The 24,401-nt window shown below is 70.9% G+C and carries 23 protein-coding genes; 15 read left to right on the top strand and 8 right to left on the bottom strand.

What is annotated here, in order from left to right; genetic code table 11:
• Nucleotides 1-52 precede the first annotated feature (52 nt).
• Genes HUT19_RS24185 through HUT19_RS24195 form a run of 3 tightly spaced genes read left to right on the top strand, consistent with a single transcriptional unit; the run spans nucleotide 53 to nucleotide 3,602 of the window.
• On the top strand, nucleotides 53-373 hold the full coding sequence (locus HUT19_RS24185; protein WP_176182471.1) for a hypothetical protein: 321 nt from the start codon (nucleotides 53-55) through the stop codon (nucleotides 371-373).
• On the top strand, nucleotides 370-2,457 hold the full coding sequence (locus HUT19_RS24190) for a bifunctional polysaccharide deacetylase/glycosyltransferase family 2 protein (RefSeq protein WP_176182472.1): 2,088 nt from the start codon (nucleotides 370-372) through the stop codon (nucleotides 2,455-2,457). The genes HUT19_RS24185 and HUT19_RS24190 overlap by 4 nt, the downstream gene beginning before the upstream one ends.
• Before the next feature lie 17 nt (nucleotides 2,458-2,474).
• On the top strand, nucleotides 2,475-3,602 hold the full coding sequence (locus tag HUT19_RS24195; protein ID WP_176182473.1) for an LCP family protein: 1,128 nt from the start codon (nucleotides 2,475-2,477) through the stop codon (nucleotides 3,600-3,602).
• A gap of 28 nt (nucleotides 3,603-3,630) precedes the next feature.
• On the opposite strand, the gene HUT19_RS24200 is transcribed toward HUT19_RS24195, so the two are convergent.
• The 4 genes from HUT19_RS24200 to HUT19_RS24215 all read right to left on the bottom strand — a co-directional run bounded on the left by HUT19_RS24200 (nucleotide 3,631) and on the right by HUT19_RS24215 (nucleotide 6,148).
• Nucleotides 3,631-3,867 carry a DUF397 domain-containing protein gene (locus HUT19_RS24200; RefSeq protein ID WP_368661706.1) on the bottom strand — a complete coding sequence of 79 codons (237 nt, stop codon included), beginning with the start codon at nucleotides 3,865-3,867 and terminating at the stop codon, nucleotides 3,631-3,633.
• A 71-nt stretch (nucleotides 3,868-3,938) separates the two neighbouring features.
• The gene (locus HUT19_RS24205) at nucleotides 3,939-4,751 is read right to left on the bottom strand and encodes a helix-turn-helix transcriptional regulator (protein ID WP_176182475.1); all 813 of its coding nucleotides are present in this window, start codon (nucleotides 4,749-4,751) and stop codon (nucleotides 3,939-3,941) included.
• Nucleotides 4,752-4,769: 18 nt separating this feature from the next.
• On the bottom strand, nucleotides 4,770-5,426 hold the full coding sequence (locus HUT19_RS24210; RefSeq protein WP_254885752.1) for a DsbA family protein: 657 nt from the start codon (nucleotides 5,424-5,426) through the stop codon (nucleotides 4,770-4,772).
• Between the two features lie 14 nt (nucleotides 5,427-5,440).
• Entirely contained in the window at nucleotides 5,441-6,148 is a 708-nt protein-coding gene (locus tag HUT19_RS24215; protein ID WP_176182476.1) for an SDR family oxidoreductase, read from the bottom strand.
• Between the two features lie 112 nt (nucleotides 6,149-6,260).
• Between HUT19_RS24215 and HUT19_RS24220 the strand changes: the two genes are divergently transcribed.
• A complete protein-coding gene (locus HUT19_RS24220) occupies nucleotides 6,261-7,118 on the top strand; it encodes a helix-turn-helix transcriptional regulator (RefSeq protein ID WP_176182477.1) in 858 nt (285 codons plus the stop codon).
• A 50-nt stretch (nucleotides 7,119-7,168) separates the two neighbouring features.
• Here HUT19_RS24220 and HUT19_RS24225 read toward each other — a convergent pair whose 3' ends face one another.
• Entirely contained in the window at nucleotides 7,169-7,879 is a 711-nt protein-coding gene (locus tag HUT19_RS24225; RefSeq protein WP_176182478.1) for a FadR/GntR family transcriptional regulator, read from the bottom strand.
• Nucleotides 7,880-8,011: 132 nt separating this feature from the next.
• Here HUT19_RS24225 and HUT19_RS24230 point away from each other — a divergent pair, with 132 nt between their 5' ends.
• From HUT19_RS24230 to HUT19_RS24255, 6 genes are all read left to right on the top strand, one after another.
• The gene (locus HUT19_RS24230; RefSeq protein WP_176182479.1) at nucleotides 8,012-8,527 is read left to right on the top strand and encodes a gluconokinase; all 516 of its coding nucleotides are present in this window, start codon (nucleotides 8,012-8,014) and stop codon (nucleotides 8,525-8,527) included.
• 32 nt (nucleotides 8,528-8,559) lie between these two features.
• Nucleotides 8,560-9,957, top strand: a complete 1,398-nt coding sequence (locus HUT19_RS24235; RefSeq protein ID WP_176182480.1) for a gluconate:H+ symporter — start codon at nucleotides 8,560-8,562, stop codon at nucleotides 9,955-9,957.
• A gap of 143 nt (nucleotides 9,958-10,100) precedes the next feature.
• Nucleotides 10,101-10,982 carry a D-alanyl-D-alanine carboxypeptidase family protein gene (locus HUT19_RS24240; RefSeq protein WP_176182481.1) on the top strand — a complete coding sequence of 294 codons (882 nt, stop codon included), beginning with the start codon at nucleotides 10,101-10,103 and terminating at the stop codon, nucleotides 10,980-10,982.
• 80 nt (nucleotides 10,983-11,062) lie between these two features.
• A complete protein-coding gene (locus HUT19_RS24245; protein ID WP_176182482.1) occupies nucleotides 11,063-12,463 on the top strand; it encodes a CoA transferase in 1,401 nt (466 codons plus the stop codon).
• 141 nt (nucleotides 12,464-12,604) lie between these two features.
• Nucleotides 12,605-13,213, top strand: a complete 609-nt coding sequence (locus tag HUT19_RS24250) for a hypothetical protein (RefSeq protein WP_176182483.1) — start codon at nucleotides 12,605-12,607, stop codon at nucleotides 13,211-13,213.
• A gap of 68 nt (nucleotides 13,214-13,281) precedes the next feature.
• The gene (locus HUT19_RS24255; protein ID WP_176182484.1) at nucleotides 13,282-13,929 is read left to right on the top strand and encodes a hypothetical protein; all 648 of its coding nucleotides are present in this window, start codon (nucleotides 13,282-13,284) and stop codon (nucleotides 13,927-13,929) included.
• Nucleotides 13,930-14,134: 205 nt separating this feature from the next.
• On the opposite strand, the gene HUT19_RS24260 is transcribed toward HUT19_RS24255, so the two are convergent.
• The 3 genes from HUT19_RS24260 to HUT19_RS24270 all read right to left on the bottom strand — a co-directional run bounded on the left by HUT19_RS24260 (nucleotide 14,135) and on the right by HUT19_RS24270 (nucleotide 17,784).
• Entirely contained in the window at nucleotides 14,135-15,289 is a 1,155-nt protein-coding gene (locus HUT19_RS24260; protein ID WP_176182485.1) for an acyltransferase, read from the bottom strand.
• Between the two features lie 108 nt (nucleotides 15,290-15,397).
• Entirely contained in the window at nucleotides 15,398-16,810 is a 1,413-nt protein-coding gene (locus HUT19_RS24265; protein ID WP_176182486.1) for a polysialyltransferase family glycosyltransferase, read from the bottom strand.
• Nucleotides 16,810-17,784 carry a glycosyltransferase family 2 protein gene (locus tag HUT19_RS24270; RefSeq protein WP_176182487.1) on the bottom strand — a complete coding sequence of 325 codons (975 nt, stop codon included), beginning with the start codon at nucleotides 17,782-17,784 and terminating at the stop codon, nucleotides 16,810-16,812. Before HUT19_RS24270 ends, HUT19_RS24265 begins: the two co-directional genes overlap by 1 nt.
• 223 nt (nucleotides 17,785-18,007) lie before the next feature.
• Here HUT19_RS24270 and HUT19_RS24275 point away from each other — a divergent pair, with 223 nt between their 5' ends.
• From HUT19_RS24275 to HUT19_RS24295, 5 genes are all read left to right on the top strand, one after another.
• Entirely contained in the window at nucleotides 18,008-19,327 is a 1,320-nt protein-coding gene (locus tag HUT19_RS24275; protein ID WP_176187233.1) for a DUF6716 putative glycosyltransferase, read from the top strand.
• 41 nt (nucleotides 19,328-19,368) lie between these two features.
• The gene (locus HUT19_RS24280; RefSeq protein ID WP_176182488.1) at nucleotides 19,369-20,571 is read left to right on the top strand and encodes an acylneuraminate cytidylyltransferase; all 1,203 of its coding nucleotides are present in this window, start codon (nucleotides 19,369-19,371) and stop codon (nucleotides 20,569-20,571) included.
• Complete coding sequence (locus tag HUT19_RS24285; protein ID WP_176182489.1) at nucleotides 20,572-21,504, top strand: N-acetylneuraminate synthase family protein; 933 nt, start codon at nucleotides 20,572-20,574, stop codon at nucleotides 21,502-21,504.
• A gap of 137 nt (nucleotides 21,505-21,641) precedes the next feature.
• Nucleotides 21,642-22,904: a hypothetical protein gene (locus HUT19_RS24290; protein WP_176187235.1), complete on the top strand. Its 1,263-nt coding sequence runs from the start codon at nucleotides 21,642-21,644 to the stop codon at nucleotides 22,902-22,904.
• Between the two features lie 179 nt (nucleotides 22,905-23,083).
• Entirely contained in the window at nucleotides 23,084-24,307 is a 1,224-nt protein-coding gene (locus tag HUT19_RS24295; RefSeq protein ID WP_176187237.1) for an amidohydrolase, read from the top strand.
• The last annotated feature ends 94 nt before the right edge of the window (nucleotides 24,308-24,401 follow it).

Below are 24,401 nucleotides of genomic sequence, written 5' to 3' on the forward strand. Positions count from 1 at the left end.
CTTCCTCCGCTGTGGTCACGAGTGCGAAAGATCATCACTACACTTCCGCCACATGGTGAAGACGGTGAGCGAGAAGCGGCGACGCAGAAAGAAGAGCGGGCCAATATTTGTCAACGCCTCCGGGGGCCGGAGGCAGCTGCTGAAGCTCGCGGCGCTGGCCGTCGGCTGTGTCTGCCTCGGTTATCTGCTGCTGCTGGTCGCGGCCCTGTCCGGGGTGGTCTGGCAGGACGAGCAGGAGCCCCCCAGGACCGCCGAGCGGTCCACCACCGGCAGTGCCCCGGCCACCGGATCCTGGTCCGGCGCCGACTCCGAGGGCTTCGCGGGATCCGCGCCCCTTGCCACGGCCTCACCCACTGGAGGCAGCCCCTGGTGAGCCCCCGGCACGCACTCCGCCCCGAGCCGCGCGGCCACTGGCTGCTGCTGATCATCGTCGTCTCCGCGGTCGCCGCCGCGCTGGTCTTCGAAGGCTGGACCACCCACGAGGTCGCGTCCGCGCAGACCCGAAAGCCCTGTACCCACCCCGTACCGAAGGCGGCCGACACCGGGCAGCCGGTGATACGCATCGCCGACGGCACGGTGAAGACGGCCGGTATGCCGGCCCGCACCGTCGCCCTCACCTTCGACGGGGGCCCCGATCCCGTGTGGACCCCGCGCCTGCTGGACCTGCTGCGCGAGCACCGCGCACACGCCACCTTCTTCGTCTCCGGCGCCCAGGCGGTCCGGCACCCGGAGCTGGTCCGGCGGATCCGCGCCGAGGGACATGAGCTCGGTTCGCTCACCTACACCGAATCCGACCTGAGCTCGGCCTCCGCGCCGCGCACCCGGCTGGAGCTCTCACTGACCCAGACCGCGCTGGCGGGCACCACCGGTGTCACCACCAAACTCCTGCGGCTGCCGCTGACCACCCAGGCGGACACCCTGTGCGGCGGTGAGTGGACGGCCGCACAGCGCGCCGCCGCCCAGGGGTATCTCCTGGTCGCGGCCGACCGGCCGCTGCGGAAGCCGGAGCGGGGTGTCGTCCGGCAGTACAGCCAGACGGACACCGCCTACGGCGAGGTGAAGAAGCTCCTCAAGAACCGGAAGATCGAGAAGTTCGCCACGGTGTCCGAGGGGCTCGGCCAGACCTCCGTCAACGGTCCGGCGTCCACCGTCGGCCGCTGGCAGGGCCACGCGCTGATCCAGGTCCAGGGCCTCGGGCACACCTTCGTCTCCGCAATGACCTGGGTGCTCGTTGTCGCCGGGGCCCTGGCCCTCCTGCGGCTGCTGATGCTCGTCGCCTTCGCGCGCGCCCACGTCCGGCGCCTGCACCGCTTCCGGCCCGGTTCGCCCTGGCTGCGCGAGGTCGACGAACCGGTGACGGTCCTGGTCCCCGCGTACAACGAGGAGGCGGGCATCGAGTCCACCGTGCGGTCGCTGCTGGCCTCCACCCACCGTCAGCTCCAGATCATCGTGATCGACGACGGATCGACGGACAGCACCGCGGACCTCGCCACCTGGATCGACGATCCCCGGGTGATGGTGATCCGCCAGCCCAACGCGGGCAAGGCGGCCGCCCTCAACACCGGCCTGATCCACGCGCACCACGACATCGTGGTCATGGTCGACGCCGACACCGTCTTCGAACCGGAGGCCATCCACCAGCTCATCCAGCCGCTCGCCCACCCCGCCATCGGCGCCGTCAGCGGCAACACCAAGGTCGGCAACCGCCGTCGGCTGCTCGGCCGTTGGCAGCACCTGGAGTACGTCTTCGGATTCAACCTCGACCGCCGGATGTACGAGGTGCTGGAGTGCATGCCGACCATTCCCGGCGCCATCGGCGCCTTCCGCCGGGACGCGCTGATGGGTGTCGGCGGCGTCAGCGAGGACACCCTCGCCGAGGACACCGACCTCACCATGGCCCTGTGGCGGGCCGGTTGGCGGGTGGTCTACGAGGAGTCCGCCATCGCCTGGACCGAGGTCCCCACCTCGCTGCGCCAGCTGTGGCGGCAGCGCTACCGCTGGTGCTACGGCACCCTCCAGTCCATGTGGAAGCACCGGCGCGCCCTCACCGAGGTCGGCCCTGCCGGACGCTTCGCCCGCCGAGCGCTGCCCTATCTCTTCCTCTTCCAGGTCGCGCTGCCGCTGATCGCGCCCATCGTGGACGTCTTCGCGCTGTACGGCGTGCTGTTCGCCGATCCGCTCCAGTCGATCGGGGTGTGGGCCGCCTTCCTCGTGGTCCAGATGCTCGGCGCCGGATACGCGCTGCGGCTGGACAAGGAACGGCTGAGGGCGCTGTGGGCGATGCCCCTCCAGCTCTTCGTCTACCGGCAGCTGATGTATCTGGTGATCATCCAGTCCGTGGTCAGCGCCCTGTTCGGCACCCGGCTGCGCTGGCACCGCATGCAGCGCTCCGGCACGGCGGCCGACCAGCTGACCGTCGACCCGGCCGGGCGCCACGAGCGCCTGCCATCCCGATGAGCGGGGCGAGGAGAACCATGCCGAACCACTGGCCGGACGACTGGACCGACACCGGGCGTGCGCCGCATGACGGCATCGTCCTTCCGCAGCAGCAACAGCGGCCGGAGCCGCTGCGGCGGATACCGCCGGACCCGTACCAGCCGCGTGAGGACGACGAGGCCGCTCCCCGCCGCCGGTGGCCCCGGCGGCTGTGGCGGACGGTGGCCGTGGTGCTCTCGCTGGCCCTGGTCGGCGCCGGTACCGCCTACGTCTGGGCGACGTCCAAGCTCAAGAACGAGGTCGACCTGGGCAGGGTCGAGCACCGTCCCCCCAAGGGCAAGGGCACCAACTACCTCATCGTGGGCTCCGACAGCCGTGACGGTCTCTCCGGCAAGGACAAGAAGGACCTGCACACCGGCTCGGCCGAGGGCCGCCGCACCGACTCGATGATGGTGCTGCACACCGGCGCCCACGGCACCACGCTGATGAGCCTGCCGCGCGACTCGTGGGTGACCCTCCCGCCGTACACCTTCCCCATGACCGGCAAGCGCCCGGGGGCGTCGAAGAACAAGCTCAACGCCGCGTTCTCACTGGGCGGTCCGGAACTGCTGGTGCGGACCGTGGAGCACAACACCGGGCTGCGGATCGACCACTACGCGGAGATCGGCTTCGCCGGTTTCGTGAACGTCGTCGACTCGGTCGGCGGGGTGCGGATGTGTCTCCCCAGGCCCATCAAGGACGAGAAGTCGGGCGCCGACCTGAAGAAGGGCTGCCAGACCCTGAACGGCGCCCAGGCGCTGGCCTTCGTCCGGCAGCGTCACCAGGAGGCCAAGGGGGACCTCGGCCGTAGCCAGAACCAGCAGAAGTTCCTGTCGGCGCTGGCGAAGAAGGCCACGGAGCCGGACCACGCTCTGGTCCCGTGGGAGGTCTTCCCGACCGTGGGCGCCGGTCTGGACACCCTCATCGTGGACAAGGACATGGACCTGCGGACGCTGGCGTCCATGTTCGAGGCGATGAAGGGCGTAGCGGGCGGGAGCGGCAAGCAGCTGAACGTCCCCGTGGCGAGCCTCGGCTTCACAACGCGCAAGGGCAGCGCGGTGAAATGGGACGAGAAGCGGGCGAAGAAGCTCTTCGAGCAGCTGAGGAACGACCGGCCGGTGGGCTAGCCCGCCCACCGGCCGTGTGCCGGACCGGTCAGACGGCGGTCGAGGCGTACGAGACGAAGGCGGTCCAGGCGGCCGGGGCGACGGCGAGTTGGGGGCCGCCGGGGTTCTTGGAGTCGCGGATGTGGATGGTGCCGCAGGGGTCAGTAGCGACCTCCAGGCAGTCGGGTCCGTCAGCCGTGCTGTAGCTGCTCTTGGCCCAGCCGACCTCGACGCACGATGGGCCGTCAGCGGTGCTGTAGCTGCTCTTCGTCCACGCGACTTCCACGCACGATGGGCCGTCGTCGGTGCTGTAGCTGCTCTTTATCCACTCTGGTGCGGAATCAGAGGGCCTGAGGGTCATGTCTCTCCCAGCACTTTCTCGATGAAGGCATGTGACTCTCGTGGTGTGAGAGCCTGCGCTCGGATGGTCCCATAACGAATGTCAAGGATCTGGGCCTCTTTGGGCTCGGCGAGCACACGGCTGATCAGCTGGACTTCGCTCAGCCCGACCGTCGCCCCGTCCTTGAGCCGCAGCAGCCGAAACGAACCGCCGAGACCGGAGTTCTCCTCACGGCTCAGGGGCAGGACTTGGAGGTCCACGTTCCGCAACTGACTCATTTCCAATAGGTGTTCGAGTTGTCGCCGCAACACCATCTTCCCTCCGATGGGGCGGCGCAACGTCGCCTCGCACTGCACGAAGTTGAACAGGGGGCGTGCCGTGGTGGTGTCGATGATCTCCTGTCGGGCCATTCGCGCGGCCACCCGCTGCTCGACTTCTTCCTCGGTGAACGCCGGACGACGCTCGCGGAACACCGCCCGAGCGTAGTCCTCGGTCTGTAGCAGACCGTCGACGACCGATTGGTTGTAGGAGCCGAGCTCGACGGCCTCACCCTCCAACTTCTTTACGTCCCGGACCTTTTTGGGATACCTGGCCTCCGCGACATCCGTCTTCATCGCGGCGATCTTGCCGCCCGCCCCCAGCACGTCATCCGCCTTGTCCAGGAACTCGACACTCGGAATCCGCCGCGCCCGCTCCACCGCCGAGACCTGTTCCTCCCCGTAGCCGATCGCCGCGCCCAACTCCGCCTGTTTCAGCCCCGCCGCCTCCCGCCAGAGCTTGATCTGACGGCCGACGGCCCTCAATACGGCAGCGCTCCCCTCGTCTTCCATACCGGCCCACCTCCCGAGCTAGAACCCCCGCTCCTGTGAGCCTAGACACGCGCGACCACGCTGAGTGAGGAGAGTCAACAAATCACTCGAACCGACACTTCCGTTTCCCGCCTCCAGAACCGGTTCGCCATCGAAGCGGAACAGCGGGACCGCCCGAGCGCCGACAAGTTCCCGCGTACGGTCCAGCTCGGCGCGCAACTCCTCGGCGCCGTAGCCCTCCTCCGTCACCCCCGTCTCGGCCGCCAGCCGGGACAGAACGGACCGGTCGGAGATATGCAGTCCGTCCGTGAAGTAGGCCCGGAACAACCGCTCCGTCATCTCCTCGGCCCGGCCCTGGCGGGCGGCACGGCCCATCAACAGATGGGCGTCGAAGGTGTTGGTGAACACCGCGCGCCCGAGGTTCAGTTCCAGCCCGTCGTCCGCGCCGAAGGAGGTGTCCGCACGGATCGCCCGCGCGGCCGCCTCGCCGCGTTCCCGCTTGTGCACCTCGAACAGCGGCTCTCCGGTGGCCGGGGCATCGGGCCGGAGCCGGTAGGGGCGGATGACGGTCTCGACCGTGCCGCCCTCCGCCCGGTGGTGCCGGGCCGCCCGGCGGAACCGAGTGAAGCCGAGGTAGCAGTGGACGCACACCAGGTCCAGGACGAGTTCGACGCGTCGGGGCGCGGAGGAGTTCATGGTGGTTTCCCGCCTCACCACGGCACCGGTCCGGTGAGCGAGAAGTAGCCGCCGGTCGGTCCGTCGGAACCGATCGTGGCCATCCGGACGATGATCTCGGCGCCTTCCTCGATGGTCTGGTCGCCGGTGTGCCCGTTGAGGTCGGTCGCGGTGTAGCCGGGGTCGACGGCGTTGAAGCGGATCCCCGGGAAGGCGTGGGCGTACTGCACGGTGACCATGTTCAGCGCGGCCTTCGAGGAGGCGTACGCCAGGGCCGGGATCCAGACCGGCACGGCCGTGGCGTGGCCTTCCGGGTCGGAGGAGACCGTCAGCGAGCCCAGGCCGCTGCTGACGTTCACCACCACGGGGGCCCCGCTCGCCCGCAGCAGTGGGAGGAAGGCGTGCACGGTCCGTACGGCGCCGAAGACGTTGGTGTCGAAGACCGTCAGCAGATCGGCCCCGGTGGTCTCCTCGGCCGTATGGGCCCGGCCGTTGATCCCGGCGTTGTTGACCAGGACGTCCAGTCGGCCCGTCTCCCGCTCGATGGACTTCGCGGCCGCCTGTACCGACTCGTCGCTGGTGACGTCGATCAGCAACGGCCGGGCACCGATCAGGTGCGCGGCCTCTTCGCCGCGCCGGGCGTCCCGTGCCCCGACGTAGACGGTGTGTCCGGCGGCGACCAGCTGACGGGCGGTCTCAAGGCCCAGCCCCTTGTTGGCTCCGGTGATGAGTGTGGTGGTCATGCGCCCAGCCTCGGCGCCCCGGGAGGGAACAGGGAGTGCCCACTTCTTCATAGGAAACGCGGTACCAGGATGAGCCCCTGGGCCACCGGCCGCCCGGCCGGATACTGGGAGGGTGAGCGGAGAAGGGAACGGCGGCCGGGGCGGTGACCTGGGTGGGGCGCTGCGCCACTGGCGGGAGCGGCTCGACCCGGCCACGGTCGGGCTGCCCGCCGGACGCAACCGCCGGACGGCCGGGCTGCGCCGCGAGGAGCTGGCCATGCTCGCGGGTATGTCGGCCGACTACGTCATCCGCCTCGAGCAGGGGCGGGCCACCTCCCCGTCCCCGCAGATCCTCACCGCGCTGGCCCGGGCACTGCGGCTGTCCGAGGCCGAGCTGCGGCATCTGTTCGTCCTCGCGGGCCGGACGCCGCCCACGAGCGCCCGGATGCCCACCCATCTCACTCCGGGTGTGCAGCGGTTGCTGGACCAGATGAGCGCGACCCCGGTCGGGGTGTACGACGCGGTGTGGACCCTCATCGCATGGAACAGGATGTACGCCGCGCTGCACGGCGACCCGTCCGCCCTGGCGGGACGCGAGCGCAATTGCGTGTGGCGTCACTTCACCGGCATGCCCGGCCGGGTGGCGCACACCCCTGAGCAGGAGGCGCGGTTCGAGGCGGCCACGGTCGCCGATCTGCGGGCCGCGACCGTCCGCTATCCCGGTGACCCGGGCCCGCGGAGCCTCGTCAGGGAGCTCAGGAGAGTCAGCGAACGGTTCGCCGGGCTGTGGGACTCCCACACGGTGGGCACCCACATGATGCACACCAAGACGGTGCGACACCCCGAGGTGGGGACGCTGGCCCTCGACTGCGACGTCCTCACCGTGCCCGGCAGCGATCTGCATGTGACGATCTACACCGCCGCCCCGGGCACCGAGGCCGCCGACAAGCTCGGTCTGCTCGGCGTCATCGGCACCCAGGCGATGTCATAGGTCCGGTCGTACGTCCGGTCGTCGGTCCGGGGAAGGCGCCGCGCGCCCGGCTACGGCGCCAGGATGTCCAGCTCGCGCAGCGCGCCCACGGTGATCTCGCGGGTGTACTCCTCGGCGCGCACCGCGTCCCGCGCCCGGACCGCCTCCGCGACCCGGACATGCAGGGTGACCGCCTCGGGGTCGGGATCGGTGAACATCACCTGGTGCTCGGTGCGGCCGGTCAGCACCTCGGCGACCACATCGCCGAGCCGGGCGAACATCTCATTGCCGGAGGCACGCAGGATCACCCGGTGGAACGCGATGTCGTGCACCAGATACCCGGGGAGCTGCTGTCCCCGTGAGGTGGACACCATGCCGAGGGCGTGCTCGGTCAGCTCGGCGCACTGCTCGGGGGTGGCGCGCTCGGCGGCCAGCGCGGCCGCGGCCGGTTCGATCGCCGAGCGCAGCGCGGTCAGCGAGCGGAGCTGGCGGGGGCGGTCGGGACCGGCCAGCCGCCAGCGGATGACCTGCGGATCGAAGACGTCCCACTCCTCGGCGGGGCGCACCGTCACCCCGACCCGGCGGCGGGACTCCACCAGATGCATGGACTCCAGGACCCGCACCGCCTCCCGGACGACCGTGCGTGACACCTCGAACCGCTGCTCCAGCTCATCGGTGCGCAGCACCGTCCCCGGTGGATAGTCACCCGCGGTGATCGCGGGCCCGAGGGTCTGTAGCACCCGGGCATGCGCCCCCCGCCCCTTGGGCCCCTGGTTGTCCATGGAGTCAGCCTACGTGCCACGCCCAGGGCAAATAAGTATGACTTTTGAGTCACGAACTCTTGAATACGTCGTACCCGTGAGGTTGAGTGTGCCGCGGCGCCGAGGTCGACGAAGACAGCGAGGTTCACCGCAATGCACACCCCTCCGGTAGTTGTCGTCATGGGAGTGTCCGGAACGGGCAAGACCACGGTCGGGCCGCTGCTGGCCGACCGGCTCGGCGTGCCGTACGCCGAGGCCGACGACTTCCACCCGCCGGCCAACATCGCCAAGATGTCGGCCGGTATCCCGCTCGACGACGAGGACCGCAGGCCCTGGCTCGACGCCATCGGCGCCTGGGCGCACGACCACGCCGCGCGCGGTGGGGTGGTCAGCTGCTCGGCCCTCAAGCGGGACTACCGGGACCGGCTGCGCGCGGCCAACCCCGATGCCGTCTTTCTTCATCTGACCGGCGATCGCGCACGGATCGCCGAGCGGATGAAGGCCCGCAAGGGCCACTTCTTCTCCGACCGGATGCTCGCGTCCCAGCTCGCCACGCTCGAACCGCTCGAGCCCGACGAGAACGGCGTGGCCGTGGACATCTCCCCCGAGCCCGAGGCCATCGCCGAACGGGCCGCCGCCGAACTGCGGCGGCGTACCGCGCAGAACTGACACCGCCAGGCACCGCTACGTAAGGAACCGCCGTGACCAGACTCAGCGTTGAGATGCTGGCTGCGGAGACCGTCGACCCGATCACGTCGGCAGGTCACGCACAGCTGGGGATCGCCGTACTCCTCGGCATCGCCGTCATCGTCCTGCTCATCACCACGTTCAAGCTGCACGCCTTTCTGTCGCTGACCATCGGTTCGCTGGTGCTGGGCGCCGCCGCCGGGGCGCCGCTGGACAAGGCGATCGCCAGCTTCACGGCCGGGCTCGGCACCACGGTCGCGGGCGTCGGGGTGCTGATCGCGTTGGGCGCGATACTGGGGCGGCTGCTCGCCGACTCCGGTGGCGCCGACCAGATCGTCGACACCATCCTGGCGAAGGCGAGCGGCCGCACCATGCCGTGGGCGATGGCGCTGATCGCGGGACTGATCGGACTGCCGCTGTTCTTCGAGGTCGGCATCGTGCTGCTGATCCCCGTGGTGCTGCTGGTCGCCAAGCGCGGCAACTACTCGCTGATGCGCATCGGCATCCCGGCGCTCGCGGGTCTGTCCGTGATGCACGGTCTGGTGCCGCCGCACCCCGGTCCGCTGGCCGCGATCGACGCCGTCCACGCCAACCTGGGCGTCACCCTGGCGCTCGGGGTGCTGGTCGCGCTGCCCACCGTGGTCATCGCCGGACCGCTGTTCGCCCGGTACGCCGCCCGCTGGGTGGACATCACCCCGCCGGACCGGATGATCCCGCAGCGCCCCTCGGAGGATCTGGAGCGGCGGCCGGGCTTCGCCGCCACCGTGGCCACCGTGCTGCTGCCGGTGGTGCTGATGCTGGGCAAGGCGCTCACCGACATCGTGGTGGACGACCCGGAGGCCGGGGTCCAGCGGGCCATGGACGTGATCGGCTCGCCCCTGATCGCGCTGCTGGCGGCGGTGATCGTCGGGATGTTCACGCTCGGCCGGGCCGCGGGCTTCACCCGGGGCCGGATCACCTCCACCGTGGAGACCTCGCTCGCTCCCATCGCCGGGATCCTGCTGATCGTCGGCGCGGGTGGCGGTTTCAAGCAGACGCTCATCGACATCGGCGTCGGCCAGATGATCCTGGACTTCTCCAAGGACTGGAACATCTCCGCGCTGCTGCTGGCCTGGCTGATCGCGGTCGCCATCCGGCTGGCGACCGGCTCGGCGACCGTGGCCACCATCTCCGCCGCGGGTCTGGTGGCACCGCTGGCCGCCGATATGTCCACCGCCCACACGGCCCTGCTCGTGCTGGCCATCGGCGCCGGTTCGCTGTTCTTCAGCCATGTGAACGACGCGGGGTTCTGGCTGGTCAAGGAGTACTTCGGGATGAGCGTGGGACAGACCGTCAGGACCTGGTCGGTGATGGAGACGATCATCTCCGTGACCGGGCTCGGCTTTGTCCTGCTGCTCTCACTCCTGCTCTGACGCGCTGAACAGTTCGCAAGAGTTCTGAAAAAACATCCGCACGGACCACATCCAATGACCCCTGTCGCGCGTCATCAAGGGGAGCGGCATGGTCATGCCGCCGTACGGCAGGGGCATTTGGAGTATCTATCTTGAAAAACGGCATGAAGAGCGTACGTCGCGTCTCCGCGGCGGTCGTCACCGCGGGGGCCGTGCTGGCGGCGGGGGCGTTCTCCGCCACCGCGCAGGCCGCCGCGGTCGCCACGCCCTCGATCGCCGCCAAGGGCGGCTATGTGATGAACAACAGCACGGGGAAGAGCCTGTACACCAAGGCCGCGGACACCCGTCGTTCCACCGGCTCCACCACCAAGATCATGACGGCGCGGGTGGTGCTCGCCCAGCCGAACCTGAACCTTGACGCCAAGGTGACGGTCCAGAAGGCGTACAGCGACTACATCGTCGACAACAACTACGCCTCCTCGGCGCGGCTGATCGTCGGTGACAAGGTCACCGTCCGGCAGCTGCTGTACGGGCTGATGCTGCCGTCCGGCTGCGACGCCGCGTACGCGCTGGCGGACAAGTTCGGCAGCGGTTCCACGCGGGCCGCCCGGGTGAAGTCGTTCATCGGCAAGATGAACGCCACCGCCAGGAACCTGGGTCTGTCGAACACCCACTTCGACTCGTTCGACGGCATCGGGCACGGGGCGAACTACTCCACCCCGCGCGATCTGACGAAGCTCGCCGGCAACGCGATGAAGTACTCGACGTTCCGGTCGGTCGTGAAGACCAAGTCGACCAAGCAGAAGGTGACCACGAAGAGCGGTGGCTACCGCTACATGTCGTGGAGCAACACCAACAACCTGCTCAGCGGCTACTCGGGCACGATCGGCGTGAAGACCGGCTCCGGCCCGGAGGCCAAGTACTGCCTGGTCTTCGCCGCCACCCGGAACGGCAAGACGGTCATCGGCACGGTGCTCGCCTCCACCTCGGTGGACGCCCGCACCTCCGACGCCAAGAAGCTGATGGACTACGGCTTCAAGAAGTAGTCCTTGCGCGCATCGGGCCCCGGGCTCTTGTCACACCCGGGTGCCGCATACACGCGATCTTCCCGGCACAGAATCAGCCCATGGACCACGGGCAGATCGACACCACGACCGCGGACGCCTGGGCCGCCCTCGGCGGCGCACCGGCTCTGGCCGCGAAGGTGATGTACGCGCCGTCGGCCGGAGTGCTGCCCGCCCGGCTGCCGGTGCGGGAGCTGGCGCGCGCCACCGTGGGGGTGTGCTCGCTGGCCGCCGCCGAACTCGACGCCCGGCGCTCCGGCCACCCGGCGGCGGGGCTCGCGGAGCTCCGGGTGGCCGAGGCCGCGGTGGCCACGGCCTTCGTCAGCGAGCGGCAGCTGCGGATCGAGGAACGGCGGCCGGTGTCGTTCGCGCCGCTGTCCGGCTTCTGGCGCGCGGCCGACGGCTGGGTCCGCACCCACGCCAACTATCCGCACCACCGCGCCCGGCTGCTGGCCACCCTCGGCATCCCCGCACGCGGTACACCGGAGGAGCAGGTGGAGCGGCTGCGCGCGGAGCTGGCGGCCCGCCCGGCGCACGAGGCGCAGGAGACGGCGTACGCGGCGGGGGCCCTGGCCGTGGCCCTGGCGGAGCCCGGCGCCACCGCTATGCCGCTGGACGCACTTCCGCTGGTCGAGTCGCGGCCGGTTCCGGGGCCGGGGCCGGATGCCGGACCGCGTCCGCTGCCCGCCGCGGCCCTGCCCGCCGAGGGCGTACGGGTGCTCGATCTGACCCGGGTCATCGCCGGTCCCGTGGCCACCCGCACCCTCGCCGTACTCGGCGCCGACGTGCTGCGCATCGACGCGCCGCGGTTGCCCGAGGACCCGGACGCGCACGCCGACACCGGCTTCGGCAAACGGTCCGCCCGGCTGGACCTCGGCGACCCGGCGGACCGCCGGACCTTCGACGCACTCCTCGCCCGCGCCGATGTGGTGGTCAGCGGCTACCGCCCCGGCGCGCTGGATGGCCTCGGACTCGCAGCGGACACATTGACCGAGCGGCACCCCGGGCTGATCGTCGCCGAGCTGTGCGCCTGGGGCTGGTCCGGGCCGTGGACCGGCCGCCGCGGTTTCGACAGCCTGGTCCAGGTGGCGACCGGGATCGCCGCGCTGGAAGCCGGACCGGACGGCCGCCCCGGGGTGCTGCCCGCCCAGGCGCTGGACCACGGCACCGGCTATCTGATCGCCGCGGCGGTGCTGCGCGCGCTGACCGCACGCCAGGACACCGGCGCCGGACGGCGGCTGCGCTTCTCGCTCGCGGGCACCGCGTCCTGGCTGATGCACGGTGTCACCCCGGCCCCGGAGGGCGGGCCGGAGTACGACCCGGCGCCGTGGCTGGCGGAGACGGAATCGCCGTACGGGGCGCTGCGGTACGCCCGTTCGCCACTCGTCCGGCCCGGCGGCGGAGGCTTCAACTGGAGTCGCCCGCCCGGCCGTTGGGGAGCCGACACACCCCGTTGGCGCTGACCTCGGACGATCCGGCTGCTGCCGGTAACGCAACCCGGGAATCCCTAAACCTCCTAGGGATCTTCGCGGTTTTGGTCCGTACCAGGGCGAGCAGGCGCGGTGGTGAGAAGTGCCCATGACACTCAGCTAGGAGGTGTTCGTATGGCGATACAGACCACCCGTGCCCGGTTCGCCGGGGTGGCCATCGCCGTCGTCACCGGCAGCGTCTGCATTCCGTGGACGCAGACCGCCACCGCCGCCGAACCCGCCCCGCGTCACTGCGTGGTGGATGCCCGCTCGGGACAGCAGAGCTGCTTCGCGACCTTCACCGCGGCCGTCGACAGAGCGACCGACGGCCGGGTGACCGACGCCCCCGCCACGCCGCGGGAGGCCGCGGCGTCCCCGTCGTTCCGGGCGGAGCTGTCCGGTCTCCGGGCCACGGCGGCATCCCGAGCCGCGTCGAAGGCGAGGACGAAGGCGGAGGGGGACGTCATCCAGGGGACGTTCTTCGACGGGAAGAACTTCACCGGCTCCTCGCTCACCATCACCGGGCCGGGCCTGTGCGAGAAGGACGGCTGGGTCAACTACCAGCACGACCTGGCCGACGACTGGAAGAACCGCATCTCCTCGGTGCAGCCCTGGGGCAACTGCGCGGTCTGGCTCTACCCGGAGCCGGGCCTCGGCGGTGACCGCGACGGCCCGTTCGACGAGAACACCGCCGACATCGGCCAGATGATGAACGACCGCACCCAGTCGATCGGTTTCAGCTGAACGGCACCGGGCTGATCCGATCTCCGGTTTCCCTTCTCGTCGCAACACCCCCCACGGGAGAACTTCACATGATCAACCGCATACGCACCGGTGGCGGGCCCCGCCGGTTCCGCCGTACCCGCGCCGCCGTCCTGCTGTCCGCGGTGGCCGTCCTGGGCGGCGCCGCCATGGCTCCTTCCGCGCAGGCCGAGGAGACGCCGACCATGCGTGAGCTGCTCGACAAGTGCGACAACGGCACCGACTCCTGCGTCTTCCACCCCGAGGGCGCGCCCACGGACGTCATGGGGGAGGCTCACCAGGTCGGAGACTCGGCCTACAACTGCACCCAGAACCTCCAGCGTTCGAGCATCGCCTGGGCCGACACCACCGGGGAGAGCAACAGCCTCGGGGTCTCGCTCAGCGCCGAGTACGGCTTCTCCGAGGTCTTCAAGGTGAGCATCGAGACCAGCTACGGGCACACCTGGGAGACCTCGCACACCGAGACCGACACCACCAATGTGGACGTCCGCCCCGGTGAGGTGGGCTGGGTGACCCGCGAACCCACCCTGGAGAAGGTCAAGGGCACCTACGAGCTGCACTTCGAGGACAAGTTCTACGGCCACTACATCTGGTACGTGCCGTTCGAGTCGACCGCGCCCAAGAAGGACGCGTCCAGCACCAGGACCCAGCACACCCGTCCGATGACGGAGGAGGAGAAGGCCCAGCACTGCGGCTGAGCGCTCCGCGGGAAGTGCCGAGAGACGCCGTTGTGTGTCTGCGGCCGCGTCGTGGCCGGTCGCGCAGTTCCCCGCGCCCCTTAGGGGCGCACCCGAAGCGCACCGGACGTCAGCGAGGCCGCTTGGCGGCCGGCCGCCGAATGCCATGAGCGCCCCTCCCGGACCTCTGCCCGGGAGGGGCGCTCGCGGGGCGACGGCGGCGCGGCTACGGCATCCGGACGGCGGACAGCGACCGCTTGAGCAGCGGGGTCAGCCGCTGTTCGACAAAGCGGTACAGCAGCCAGGCCAGGGTCAGCATCAGCGCGACGGTCAGGACGAGGGTGGCATACGAGGGGAGGCCCAGCCTCTGGTGCAGCACCCCGACCACCACCCAGCCCAGATGCTCATGGATGAGATAGAACGGATAGGTCAGCGCCCCGGCCACGGTCAGCCAGCGCCAGTTCGCCCAGTGCAGCTTGCCGAGGGCGATCAGCGCCACCGCCGCGTAGCCGAAGGCCACCACGGCGATGATGCCCGTGGACGAGCGGTAGGAGAAGGCGTTCTCCATCCGCGCCGGGTGCCAGAGTCCGGCGATCGCGTAGTGCTGGCCGATCAGAAAGCTGATCGCGACGATGCCCCAGGCCAGGGCGTCATGGCCGTAGCGGTGGACCAGGTACAGGCCGATGCCGCCGATGAAGTACGAGGCGTACTCGGGCATCAGCACCACGTCCAGCAGCGGCAGGTTCGCCGCCTGGGCGACGGCCGCGCCCAGGGTCCAGACGGCACAGAACAGCACCACACGGCGGCGGTTGGCCCCGGGCAGGACGACGAACAGCGCGAAGAGGGCGTAGAAGCGCAGCTCCGCCCAGAGCGTCCAGCACACACCCAGCACCCGGTCCACGCCGAGCGGCTGTTGCAGCATCGTCAGGTTGACCAGGGCGTCACTGGGCGAGACCGCCTCGTAGGCCACCCAGGGCAGCGCGAACACGGCGGTCACCAGGATGATCGCGGCCCAGTAGGCAGGGAAGAGCCGGGAGACGCGGGAGGCGAAGAACGAGCGCAGCGGCCGCCCCCATCCGCTCATGCAGATGACAAAGCCGCTGATGACGAAGAAGATCTGGACGCCGAGGCAGCCGTAGGCGAAGGAGGACGAGGCGGTGGGGAACTGCTCACGGGGCGAGGTGCCCCACGCCTTGCCGATCTCTCCGGTGCGGCCGCCGTAGTGGTACGCGGCGACCATGAGCGCGGCGAGCAGCCGCAGCCCGTCCAGCGCGCGCAGCCGCGGCGGATGGGCGGTGCGCGCGGGGCGCGGCCCCGGTCCGGCCGCGGGGGAGGGGGCGAGGGATATGGGGCCCGCGTCGGGGGCGGTGGTCGCGGTCATGCGCTCGCCTCCGGACGCGGGCACGATATGGAGGGCGCTCGGTCATCGGCCGTCACGCCGTCACTCCTTCATGGGGGCCGCGCGCAGGTGTCCGGTGGGGCATCCGGCTCATCCCGTGGCCGTCCGCTTCAGCGCGGCCCGCTTCAGGGCGCGGGCGCGGCGGGCGACCCGGCGCACCGCCTCGTTGCGCGGGATGAACGCGAGCTGGGACGGGACCGAACCGGGGAGGGCGAGCGCGGTCAGCCGCCGGCGCTTGAAGTAGCGCCAGGTGTGGGCGTCCAGATGGGCCGACAGATAGCGCTCGGCGGCCGGGCGCAGCCCGGGGTAGATCTTGGCCTGCATCGCGAAGCCCACCGCCGAGACCAGCCCGGTCAGCCGCCGTCCGGCGCGCTCGTCGACCGGCTGGGTGTCCGCGGTCACCGCCCGGTGGTCCTCCAGGTCGGGCAGCAGCGCGTCCACGATGGTCACCGGCATCCGGTTGCTGTTCTGGTAGGGCGTCAGCCGCTCCAGCAGCACATCGGTGCCGATCCGCGCGACGGGCAGTCGGTAGAAGACGCTCGCGGTGAGCAGCGCGGTGGAGAAGCAGCCGACCACCAGGGCCGGGCGCATCCGCTGGTACAGCACCTCGGCGAGGACCGGGGTGTCCAGCACGGTCAGCTCCGCGCCCAGCTCCGCCGCCTTCTTCTCCAGCAGCCGCGACCAGCGGGCCGGGGCGGTGGGGTGCGGTTTGAAGACGACCGTGCGGTGGCCCAGCGCCACGGCACCGCGCAACATCCGCACATGCAGCTCTTCCTCCTCCTGCGGAGTGAGGATGTCCAGCGCGGACAGATACTGGCCGAGCATCAGCGCCGGTCCGGCGCCGGTGGCGATCCGCTCACTGGCGGAGGCCACACTGCGCGGGGCGGCCTCGGCGACCTCGGCGAGCACCGTGGTGAACACCTCGGTCGGCAGGATCTCCGGCTCCACACCGAACTCGGTGAGCAGCAGCGGCCGCAGCCCCGGCACCAGGTCCAGGTGGAGCAGCCGCTGGATCCGGGTGCCGATCAGGGGATCCAGCTTGTTGCGGGTCGGGCCGTAGCTCATCAGACCGTCGGCGTAGACGTCGATGGGCGCGCCCTGGAAGACATGGGCCACCGCCAACGCCGGGTTGACCTGGATGGACTCCAGCACCAGCGTGATGTCGTCGTCGCCGAGGTTCCACAGCAGCCGCAGATGGCGCTCCCACAGCGGGGCGTCGTCGGAGCGCGGGGACCAGCCGCCGGGGTGGAACGGGCTGATCGTCTCGTTCCAGGACAGCACCCGGTCGAAGCGGCCGCGCAGCCGTTCGAAGCCGGGCATCTCGTCCACGGCCGGGGTGGTCTCCGGGGTCGCCGCGTTGTTGCTGATGAGCAGCAGCCGGCGGTCGGCCGGTTCGACGCTTCCCGCGTCGATGGCGGCCGCGAGGGTCGCCGCCCCGTAGAGGGTCGAGGCGAGGAAGATCTGGGTGCGCTTGCGCGCGGCGCGGGGGGTGTAGCCGGACATCAGGCGGCCACCTCCGGCGCCGGGCGGCGCTTGACTCGCCGCAGCCGTGCGGCGCGCTCGTAGTCCATGGATTCCAGCGCGTCCTTCAGTACGTCCTGGGGCATGCGTTTCATCGCGGCCGCCGACAGGGAACGGAGTTTCCTGGCCACTTGGGGTTCGAATCGCTCGATGTTTCCGAGGTGATGGGAAATGATCGCGCAATAGGTGCGCACGGCTTTCGGCAGCAGGATGTCGGCATCCCGGTCCCGGGCCGTTTCCTCGATGACCTGATCGAATGCGCGAATGAAGTCCAGCTGTCGCACATCGCCGATCTGGGTGAGCGAGGAGGAGACCCCGCGCCGGTAGAACACCCCGTGCAGTCCGAGCACGGCGAACGTGTGTGCCTCACGGTGCAGCCGCCAGATCCAGGGCCGGTCCTCGGCGGTGCGCAGCCCGTGGGTGAAGTGCAGCAGTCCCTCGTCCAGCAGCCGCCGGTGGTACATGCCCGCCCAGGCGAACGCGTAGTCCACCGAGGTGGAGCGGTCGGCGGGCAGGATCGCGTCCCGCGGGTTCATCATCACTCCGCGCCGGCCGTGCGGCACCCGGTGGATCGAGCGCGCCCGGGCGGTGCACTGGACATGGTCGGTGCGGACGAAGTCGCACCCCAAGTCCTCCATGGCGGCGAGGAGTTGGGCGTAGTACCCGGGCGCCAGCCAGTCGTCGCCGTCGAGGAAGGCCAGATACTCGCCCCGGGCCGCGTCGAGCCCGGTGTTGCGCGCGGTGGCGAGCCCGCCGTTCTTCTCGTGCCGTACGTAGACGGCCCCCGGCAGCTCGCGCTCGGCGCGCTCCAGGATCTCCGGCGTCCCGTCGGTGGCACAGTCGTCGACGAGAATGAATTCGAAGTCCTCGCGCGCGTTCGCACGCAGGCTTCTGAGCGTGTCGGGGGCATAGGTCTGCACGTTGTAGAACGGCACGATGACGGAGAGCTTAACCACGCCGGTGACGCTAGGTTGCCGTCCGGCATTCGTCTTGACCAGAGGGGTACCTAAAGGTGAACGAAGAACGTCGGAACGGTTAACCAGCTCTTCCGGGCTGGCGATTCGCCAATCGTCGACGCGCTGTTAACCCTTTGTTGCTCCGCCGTTGGGCCGTCAATCGAAATCGCTTCCTAGCGTCTTCGACGTGTCCTCACCTATCCCAACATCCCCGCGAGTGGCCGTGCTGGCCGACTCCGACACCCGGTGGAAATGGGGCGCGCTCACCGCACAGCGCCTCGTCCCGGATGACTCGGAAACGGGTCGCCGCCTGGACGGCTTTCTGCTGCGCGGCCGGGCGACGCCGACCGTCCGGCAACTCGCCGAGGTGGGGGTGCGCGCCGACGCGCTGCGCGAGGTGACCGGCACCGAATTCGTCCGCGCGATGGACCGTGAACACTACGACGTGATCGTGCTCTCCCTGGTCGGCGGGGCCGTCCAGGCCATGGTGCACGGTCTGGCCCACGCCTGGCGCGGCGCCGCCCGCCGCCCCGTGGTCGTCACCGGCTATGTCGGCGTGGTCTACGAGAAGCTGGCCGACGGTCTGCTGCTGCGCCACGGCGCCGATGTGGTCCTCGCCAACTCCCGCCATGACGCGGAGCGGTTCCGCGAGGTCTACCGGGGCGTCGGCGCCCCGGCGGACAGCGTCGTGGAGTGCGCGCTGCCCTTCCTCGGCGGCGCCCGCTACGACGAGAAGGCCCGGCTCGACCGCGCCCACCCCGGCGGCACCGTGGTCTTCGCCGTCCAGCCGTCCGTCCCCGACAACCGCGCCGACCGCACCTATCTGCTGCGCCGCGCGGTGGAGCACGCCCGCCGCCACCCCGACCGCGAGGTCGTGGTCAAGCTGCGCAGCAAGCCGGGCGAGCACACCACCCATATCGAGGAGCTTCCCTACCAGAAGCTGATCGACCGGCTCGGCGACGGACTCCCCGCCAACTTCCGTCTGGCGTACGGGAACATGGGGGAGGTCCTGGACACCGCGGATCTGCTGGTCACGGTCAGCTCCACAGCCGCCCTGGAGTCCCTGCACCGGGGCATCCCCACCGCCGTCCTCACGGACCTGGGGATCCGCGAGACGCTGGGCAACCACCACTTCCTCGGCTCCGGCTGTCTGGCCTCCTGGGACCAGCTGGACGCCGGAGACCGGCCCGAGGCCGACCCCGCGTGGCTCGCCCGCCAGGGCGTCGCCGCCGACGGGCCCTACGAGACCTGGTTCGACGCCGCTCGGGAGCGGGTCGCCGAACTGGCCGCCGCGGACAGCCTGCCGCCGCTCGACCCCTACTACACCCGCGCCACCGCCCCCGGCTATCTGCCGGGACGGCTCGCCCGCTACGGCTTCGAGCCCGACGGACGGCCGCGCCCCGGCGCCGCCCCCGAGGACGGGGCCCGGACCGGGGGCCTGCGCCGGGTGGTGCGCAACACGATGCGCGAGGCGGCCCGCGGCGCCTACCGCCACGGCGTACAGCGCGTGGCTCCCGTCATCCGCCGGATGGGGGAGCTGTGACCACCGCTGTGACCACCTCCGAAAGTACCGAAGGAGCCGCGATGCCCCCCTCCTCCGACCGGCGTGTACTCGCCGTGATCCCCGCCCGCGGCGGGTCGAAGGGCGTCCCCGCCAAGAATCTCGCCTCCGTGGGGGGCGTACCGCTGGTGGCGCGCGCCGTCCGGGAGTGCCGGGCCAGCCGCCTGGTGACGGACGTGGTCGTCTCCACCGACGACTCCGGGATCGCCGCGGCGGCCCGCGGCGCGGGCGCCGAGGTCATCCAGCGGCCCCCGGCCATCGCGGGCGACACCGCCACCAGCGAGGCCGCGGTGATCCACGCCATGGACGCCTACGAGGCGCTCAGCGGCACCGCCGTGGACGTGGTGCTGCTGGTGCAGTGCACCAGCCCGTTCCTGGTCCGCGAGGACATCGACGGGGTCGCCGCGGCGGTGGTCGAGAAGGGCGCCGACAGCGCCCTGACGGTCGCGCCCTTCCACGGCTTCGTCTGGCGCGAGGGCGAGCTGCCGGAGGCCGACGGCGGCGACGGGGTCAACCACGACAAGGCGTACCGCCCGCGCCGGCAGGACCGCCCCCAGGACTTCCTGGAGACCGGCGCCGCCTACGCGATGGACGCGCACGGCTTCCGCGAGGCCGGGCACCGCTTCTTCGGCCGCACCGACCTGGTACGCACCGACGCCGCCCGGGTGCTGGAGGTCGACGACCCGCACGACCTGGCACGCGCCCGCGCGCTGTCGCCGCTGCTGGACGCGGACCGGCCCGGCTCCCTCCCCACCCGCGACGACATCGACGCGGTGGTACTCGACTTCGACGGCACCCAGACCGACGACAGGGTGCTGATCGACTCCGAAGGACGCGAACTCGTCGCCGTGCACCGCGGCGACGGGCTCGGGATCGCCGCCCTGCGCCGGGCGGAGCTGGCGCTGCTGATCCTGTCCACGGAAAAAAACCCGGTCGTCGCCGCACGGGCCCGCAAACTCCAGGTCCCCGTGCTCCACGGCATCGACCGAAAAGATCTCGCACTGAAGCAGTGGTGCGAGGAGCAGGGCATCGCGCCGGAGCGCGTGCTCTACGTCGGCAACGACGTCAACGACCTCCCGTGCTTCGGCCTCGTCGGCTGGCCCGTGGCGGTCGCAGGTGCGCACGACGTCGTGCGCGGCGCCGCACGTGCGGTCACCTCCACCCCCGGTGGTGACGGCGCGATCCGCGAGATCGCCTCGTGGATTCTCGGAAAGGAACTGTCTTAAGTGAGCTCCATCTCTCGCCTCCGCACCCTCGGTGACAAGACCGCCGGGCCCGGCCAGCCGGTTTACGTCACCGGTGAGATCGGCATCAACCACAACGGCGACCTGGAGAACGCGTGCCGGCTGATCGACGCCGCCGCCGACGCGGGCTGTGACGCGGTCAAGTTCCAGAAGCGAACCCCGGAGATCTGCACCCCGCGCGACCAGTGGGACATCGAGCGCGACACCCCCTGGGGCCGGATGACCTACATCGACTACCGCCACCGCGTGGAGTTCGGTGAGGACGAGTACCGCGCCATCGACGAGCACTGCAAGAAGCGCGGCATCTCCTGGTTCGCCTCCCCGTGGGACACCGAGGCCGTCGCCTTCCTGGAGAAGTTCGACGTCCCGGCGCACAAGGTGGCCTCCGCCTCGCTGACCGACGACGAGCTGCTGCGCGCCCTGCGGGCGACCGGCCGCACGATCATCCTGTCCACGGGTATGTCCACCCCCAAGCAGATCCGCCACGCGGTCGAGGTGCTGGGCAGCGACAACATCCTGCTCTGCCACGCCACTTCCACCTACCCGGCCAAGGCCGAAGAGCTCAACCTGCGCGTGATCAACACGCTCCAGGCCGAGTACCCCAACGTGCCGATCGGCTACTCCGGCCACGAGACCGGTCTCCAGACCACCCTGGCCGCCGTCGCGCTCGGCGCGACCTTCATCGAGCGTCACATCACCCTGGACCGCGCCATGTGGGGCTCGGACCAGGCCGCCTCGGTGGAGCCGCAGGGCCTCCAGCGCCTGGTCCGCGACATCCGCGTGGTCGAGGAGTCGCTCGGCGACGGCGTCAAGAAGGTCTACGAGAGCGAGCTCGGCCCGATGAAGAAGCTGCGCCGGGTCGCGGGCGTCGTCGCCGAGGGCGAGGCCGCCGAGCGCGAGCCGGTCGCGGTCTGAGGCACCTCGACGTGAACCCACCGGCCGGTGAGACCGGCCCGCGCCCGGAGACGGCGGGCGCCCCCGAGCACTCGGGGGCTGCCCGCCGGTTCCGGGCCCTGCCCTTGGACGGTGCGATGCCCTCCGTGGACGGTGCGATGCCTTCCGCCCCCTCGTCACCCCTGAGCACCCTCGCCTTCGTGGAGAGCCCGGTCCAGCTGCTGAACGTGCTGGAGTGGGCGTACACGGACGCGCTGCGCGATACGGGAGCGGCCGCGGCCGGTGACTCCGGGACCTCCGGTGGCTCCGAAGCGGCCGACGGCTCCGGCGCGTCCGGCGTGGCGCCGGACCGGCTGCCGCCGCTGGGCGCGGCCCTGGACCTCACCGTGGTGGTGCTCTCCCCGCACGATCCGATGACCCGCGGCCAGCTGCGCCGGATGGCCGAGCTCGCCCGGGACGAGGGCCTCACGGTGCGCTGGGAGGACGCGCGCGGCGGGGCGGGCGCCCCGCTGAAGACCATCGGCGGGCTGCGCGGGCCGCTGCGCCGCGCCGGGCGGATCGTCATAGGCGATCCCTTCTCGCGCTATGTGCAGCTGCTGCTCACCCTCACCCGTGCCCGGGACCTGGTCGTGGTGGACGACGGCACGGCCACCATGGAGTTCATCTCCCAGCTCGCCAACGGGGAGCGGCTGGTGCGCTGGCACCGGCGCGGCAGCAGCCGAGGGGCGCGCGACATGGTCTTCGCGCCGGTGTCGGCCACCGCACGCCGCCGGCTCACCCCGGGCGACAAGCGCCGGGTCGAGGTCTTCAGCTCCATGCCGGTCGAGCCGCCCCCCGGAGTGACCGTCACCGCCAACGACTTCGCCTGGACCCGGGCCCGCTTCGGCCCGCCCCGGCTCACCCGCGGCACCGATCTGGTGGGCACCTCCCTGGTGGAGACCGGGGTGGTGGATCTGGAGCGCTATCTGGAGGCGGTCGCCGCCCTGGCCCGTACCCACGGCGCCACCCGCTACTTCGCCCACCGCCGGGAGAGCGCCGAGAAGCTGCACCGGGTCTCGGCCGAGGTGGGGCTGGAGATCGTACGGCCCGATCTGCCGCTGGAGCTGATAGCTCGCCGCGGCCCCATCGGCCACACCATCGTGAGCTTCCCCTCGACCGTGGTGCACACCCTGCCGCTGGCGCTGGTGGGCACAGGGGTGCAGGTAGCCGTCTGCGATGTGGACCCGGCCTGGCTGACGAGCGACGCCTCGCCGCGCGCCCAGGGGTTCCTGTCGGGGGTCACCGGCACCGCCCGGGACGTACGGCGGGTGAGCTCGGTGCCGCCGGCCCCGGAGCCGCGGACGCCGCCCGCGCCGCCTCCTGGGAGGCCCGTGCCTCCTGGGAGACCCGCGGCTCCCGGGACCGCGGTGGCAGCTTCCTGACACCGTCGCTCGGACGGCCGTGTGGCGCTTCTCACGACAAAGCGCGCTGTTATACCCCCTGACTAGGGAGATCATGCGCCGGGAGGGGTACTTTCCCCTCCCCGATCCGGTTGAAGTTTTGTTGATCGACATTCGGACGACCGGGTTGCCGTTCTACGCTTCTTCAGGTGAAGCAATTGATGTCCCTCGATGAGACCGATGCCACACCCACCGCCGACGCGGCACTGCCCGGTGCGCTCCCCGATGCGCTGCGCGCCGAACTGATCTCCTTCCGGCGGGATTTGCATATGCACCCGGAGCTCGGCAACTGTGAGTTCCGCACCACCGCCGCGATCAAGGCGCGGCTGGAGCAGGCGGGCCTCGTACCGCGGGTGCTCCCCTCCGGCACCGGTCTCATCTGTGACATCGGCCCCCGCGATGGGGTCGCGCCGCTGCTGGCGCTGCGCGCCGACATCGACGGGCTGCCCATCCCGGACACCAAGACCGTCCCCTACCGCTCGACCTTCGCCGACCGCGCCCACGCCTGCGGCCACGATGTGCACACCACCGTCGTCCTCGGCGCCGGTCTGGTCCTGGCCGAGCTGGCCCGCGAGGGGCGGCTGCACCGCCCGGTGCGGCTGCTGTTCCAGCCCGCCGAGGAGGTGCTGCCCGGCGGCGCCGCCGACGCGATCGACGCGGGCGTCCTGGACGGCGTCGGCCGGATCCTGGCCCTGCACTGCGACCCCAAGGTGGAGGTCGGCCGGATCGGGCTGCGCACCGGGCCGATCACCTCGGCCTGCGACCGGCTGGAGATCTCCCTCGACGGACCGGGCGGCCACACCGCGCGTCCGCATCTGACCACCGACCTGGTGACCGCCGCCGCCAAGGTGGTCACCGAGGTGCCCGCGCTGCTGGCCCGCCGAGTCGACGCCCGCTCCGGTCTCGCCCTGACCTGGGGGCGGGTGGAGTCCGGTCACGCCTGCAACGTCATCCCGCAGCACGCCGAGCTGTCCGGCACCATCCGCTGTCTGGATCTGCCCGCCTGGCGCGAGGCCCCGGACCTGGTGCACGCCGCGGTCGACGAGATCGCCACCCTGCACCGGGCCAAGTCGGAGATCAACTACATCCGCGGCGTCCCGCCGGTGGTCAACGAGGCGAGCTCCACCGAGCTGCTGCGCGACGCCATGGTCGCCCGCCGCGGCGCCACCGCGGTCGAGAGCACCGAACAGAGCCTCGGCGGCGAGGACTACTCCTGGTACCTGGAGCGGGTGCCGGGCGCGATGGCCCGGCTGGGCGTCCGCCGCGTCGGCGACAGCACCCGGCGCGATCTGCACTGCGGCGACTTCGACGTGGACGAGGGCGCCATCCAGGTCGGCGTGGAGCTGTTCACCGCGGCCGCGCTGCTCGACCGAAACCTTCTGTAGCCCCCTCGGCGCCCCTCGGTACCCCCTCGGTCAAGGCACGTTCGCGACGATCCGATAACGGCTTCCGAGGGGGGCTTTATCTGACATCTACGCG

Source organism: Streptomyces sp. NA02950 (assembly GCF_013364155.1).
GTDB lineage: Bacteria > Actinomycetota > Actinomycetes > Streptomycetales > Streptomycetaceae > Streptomyces.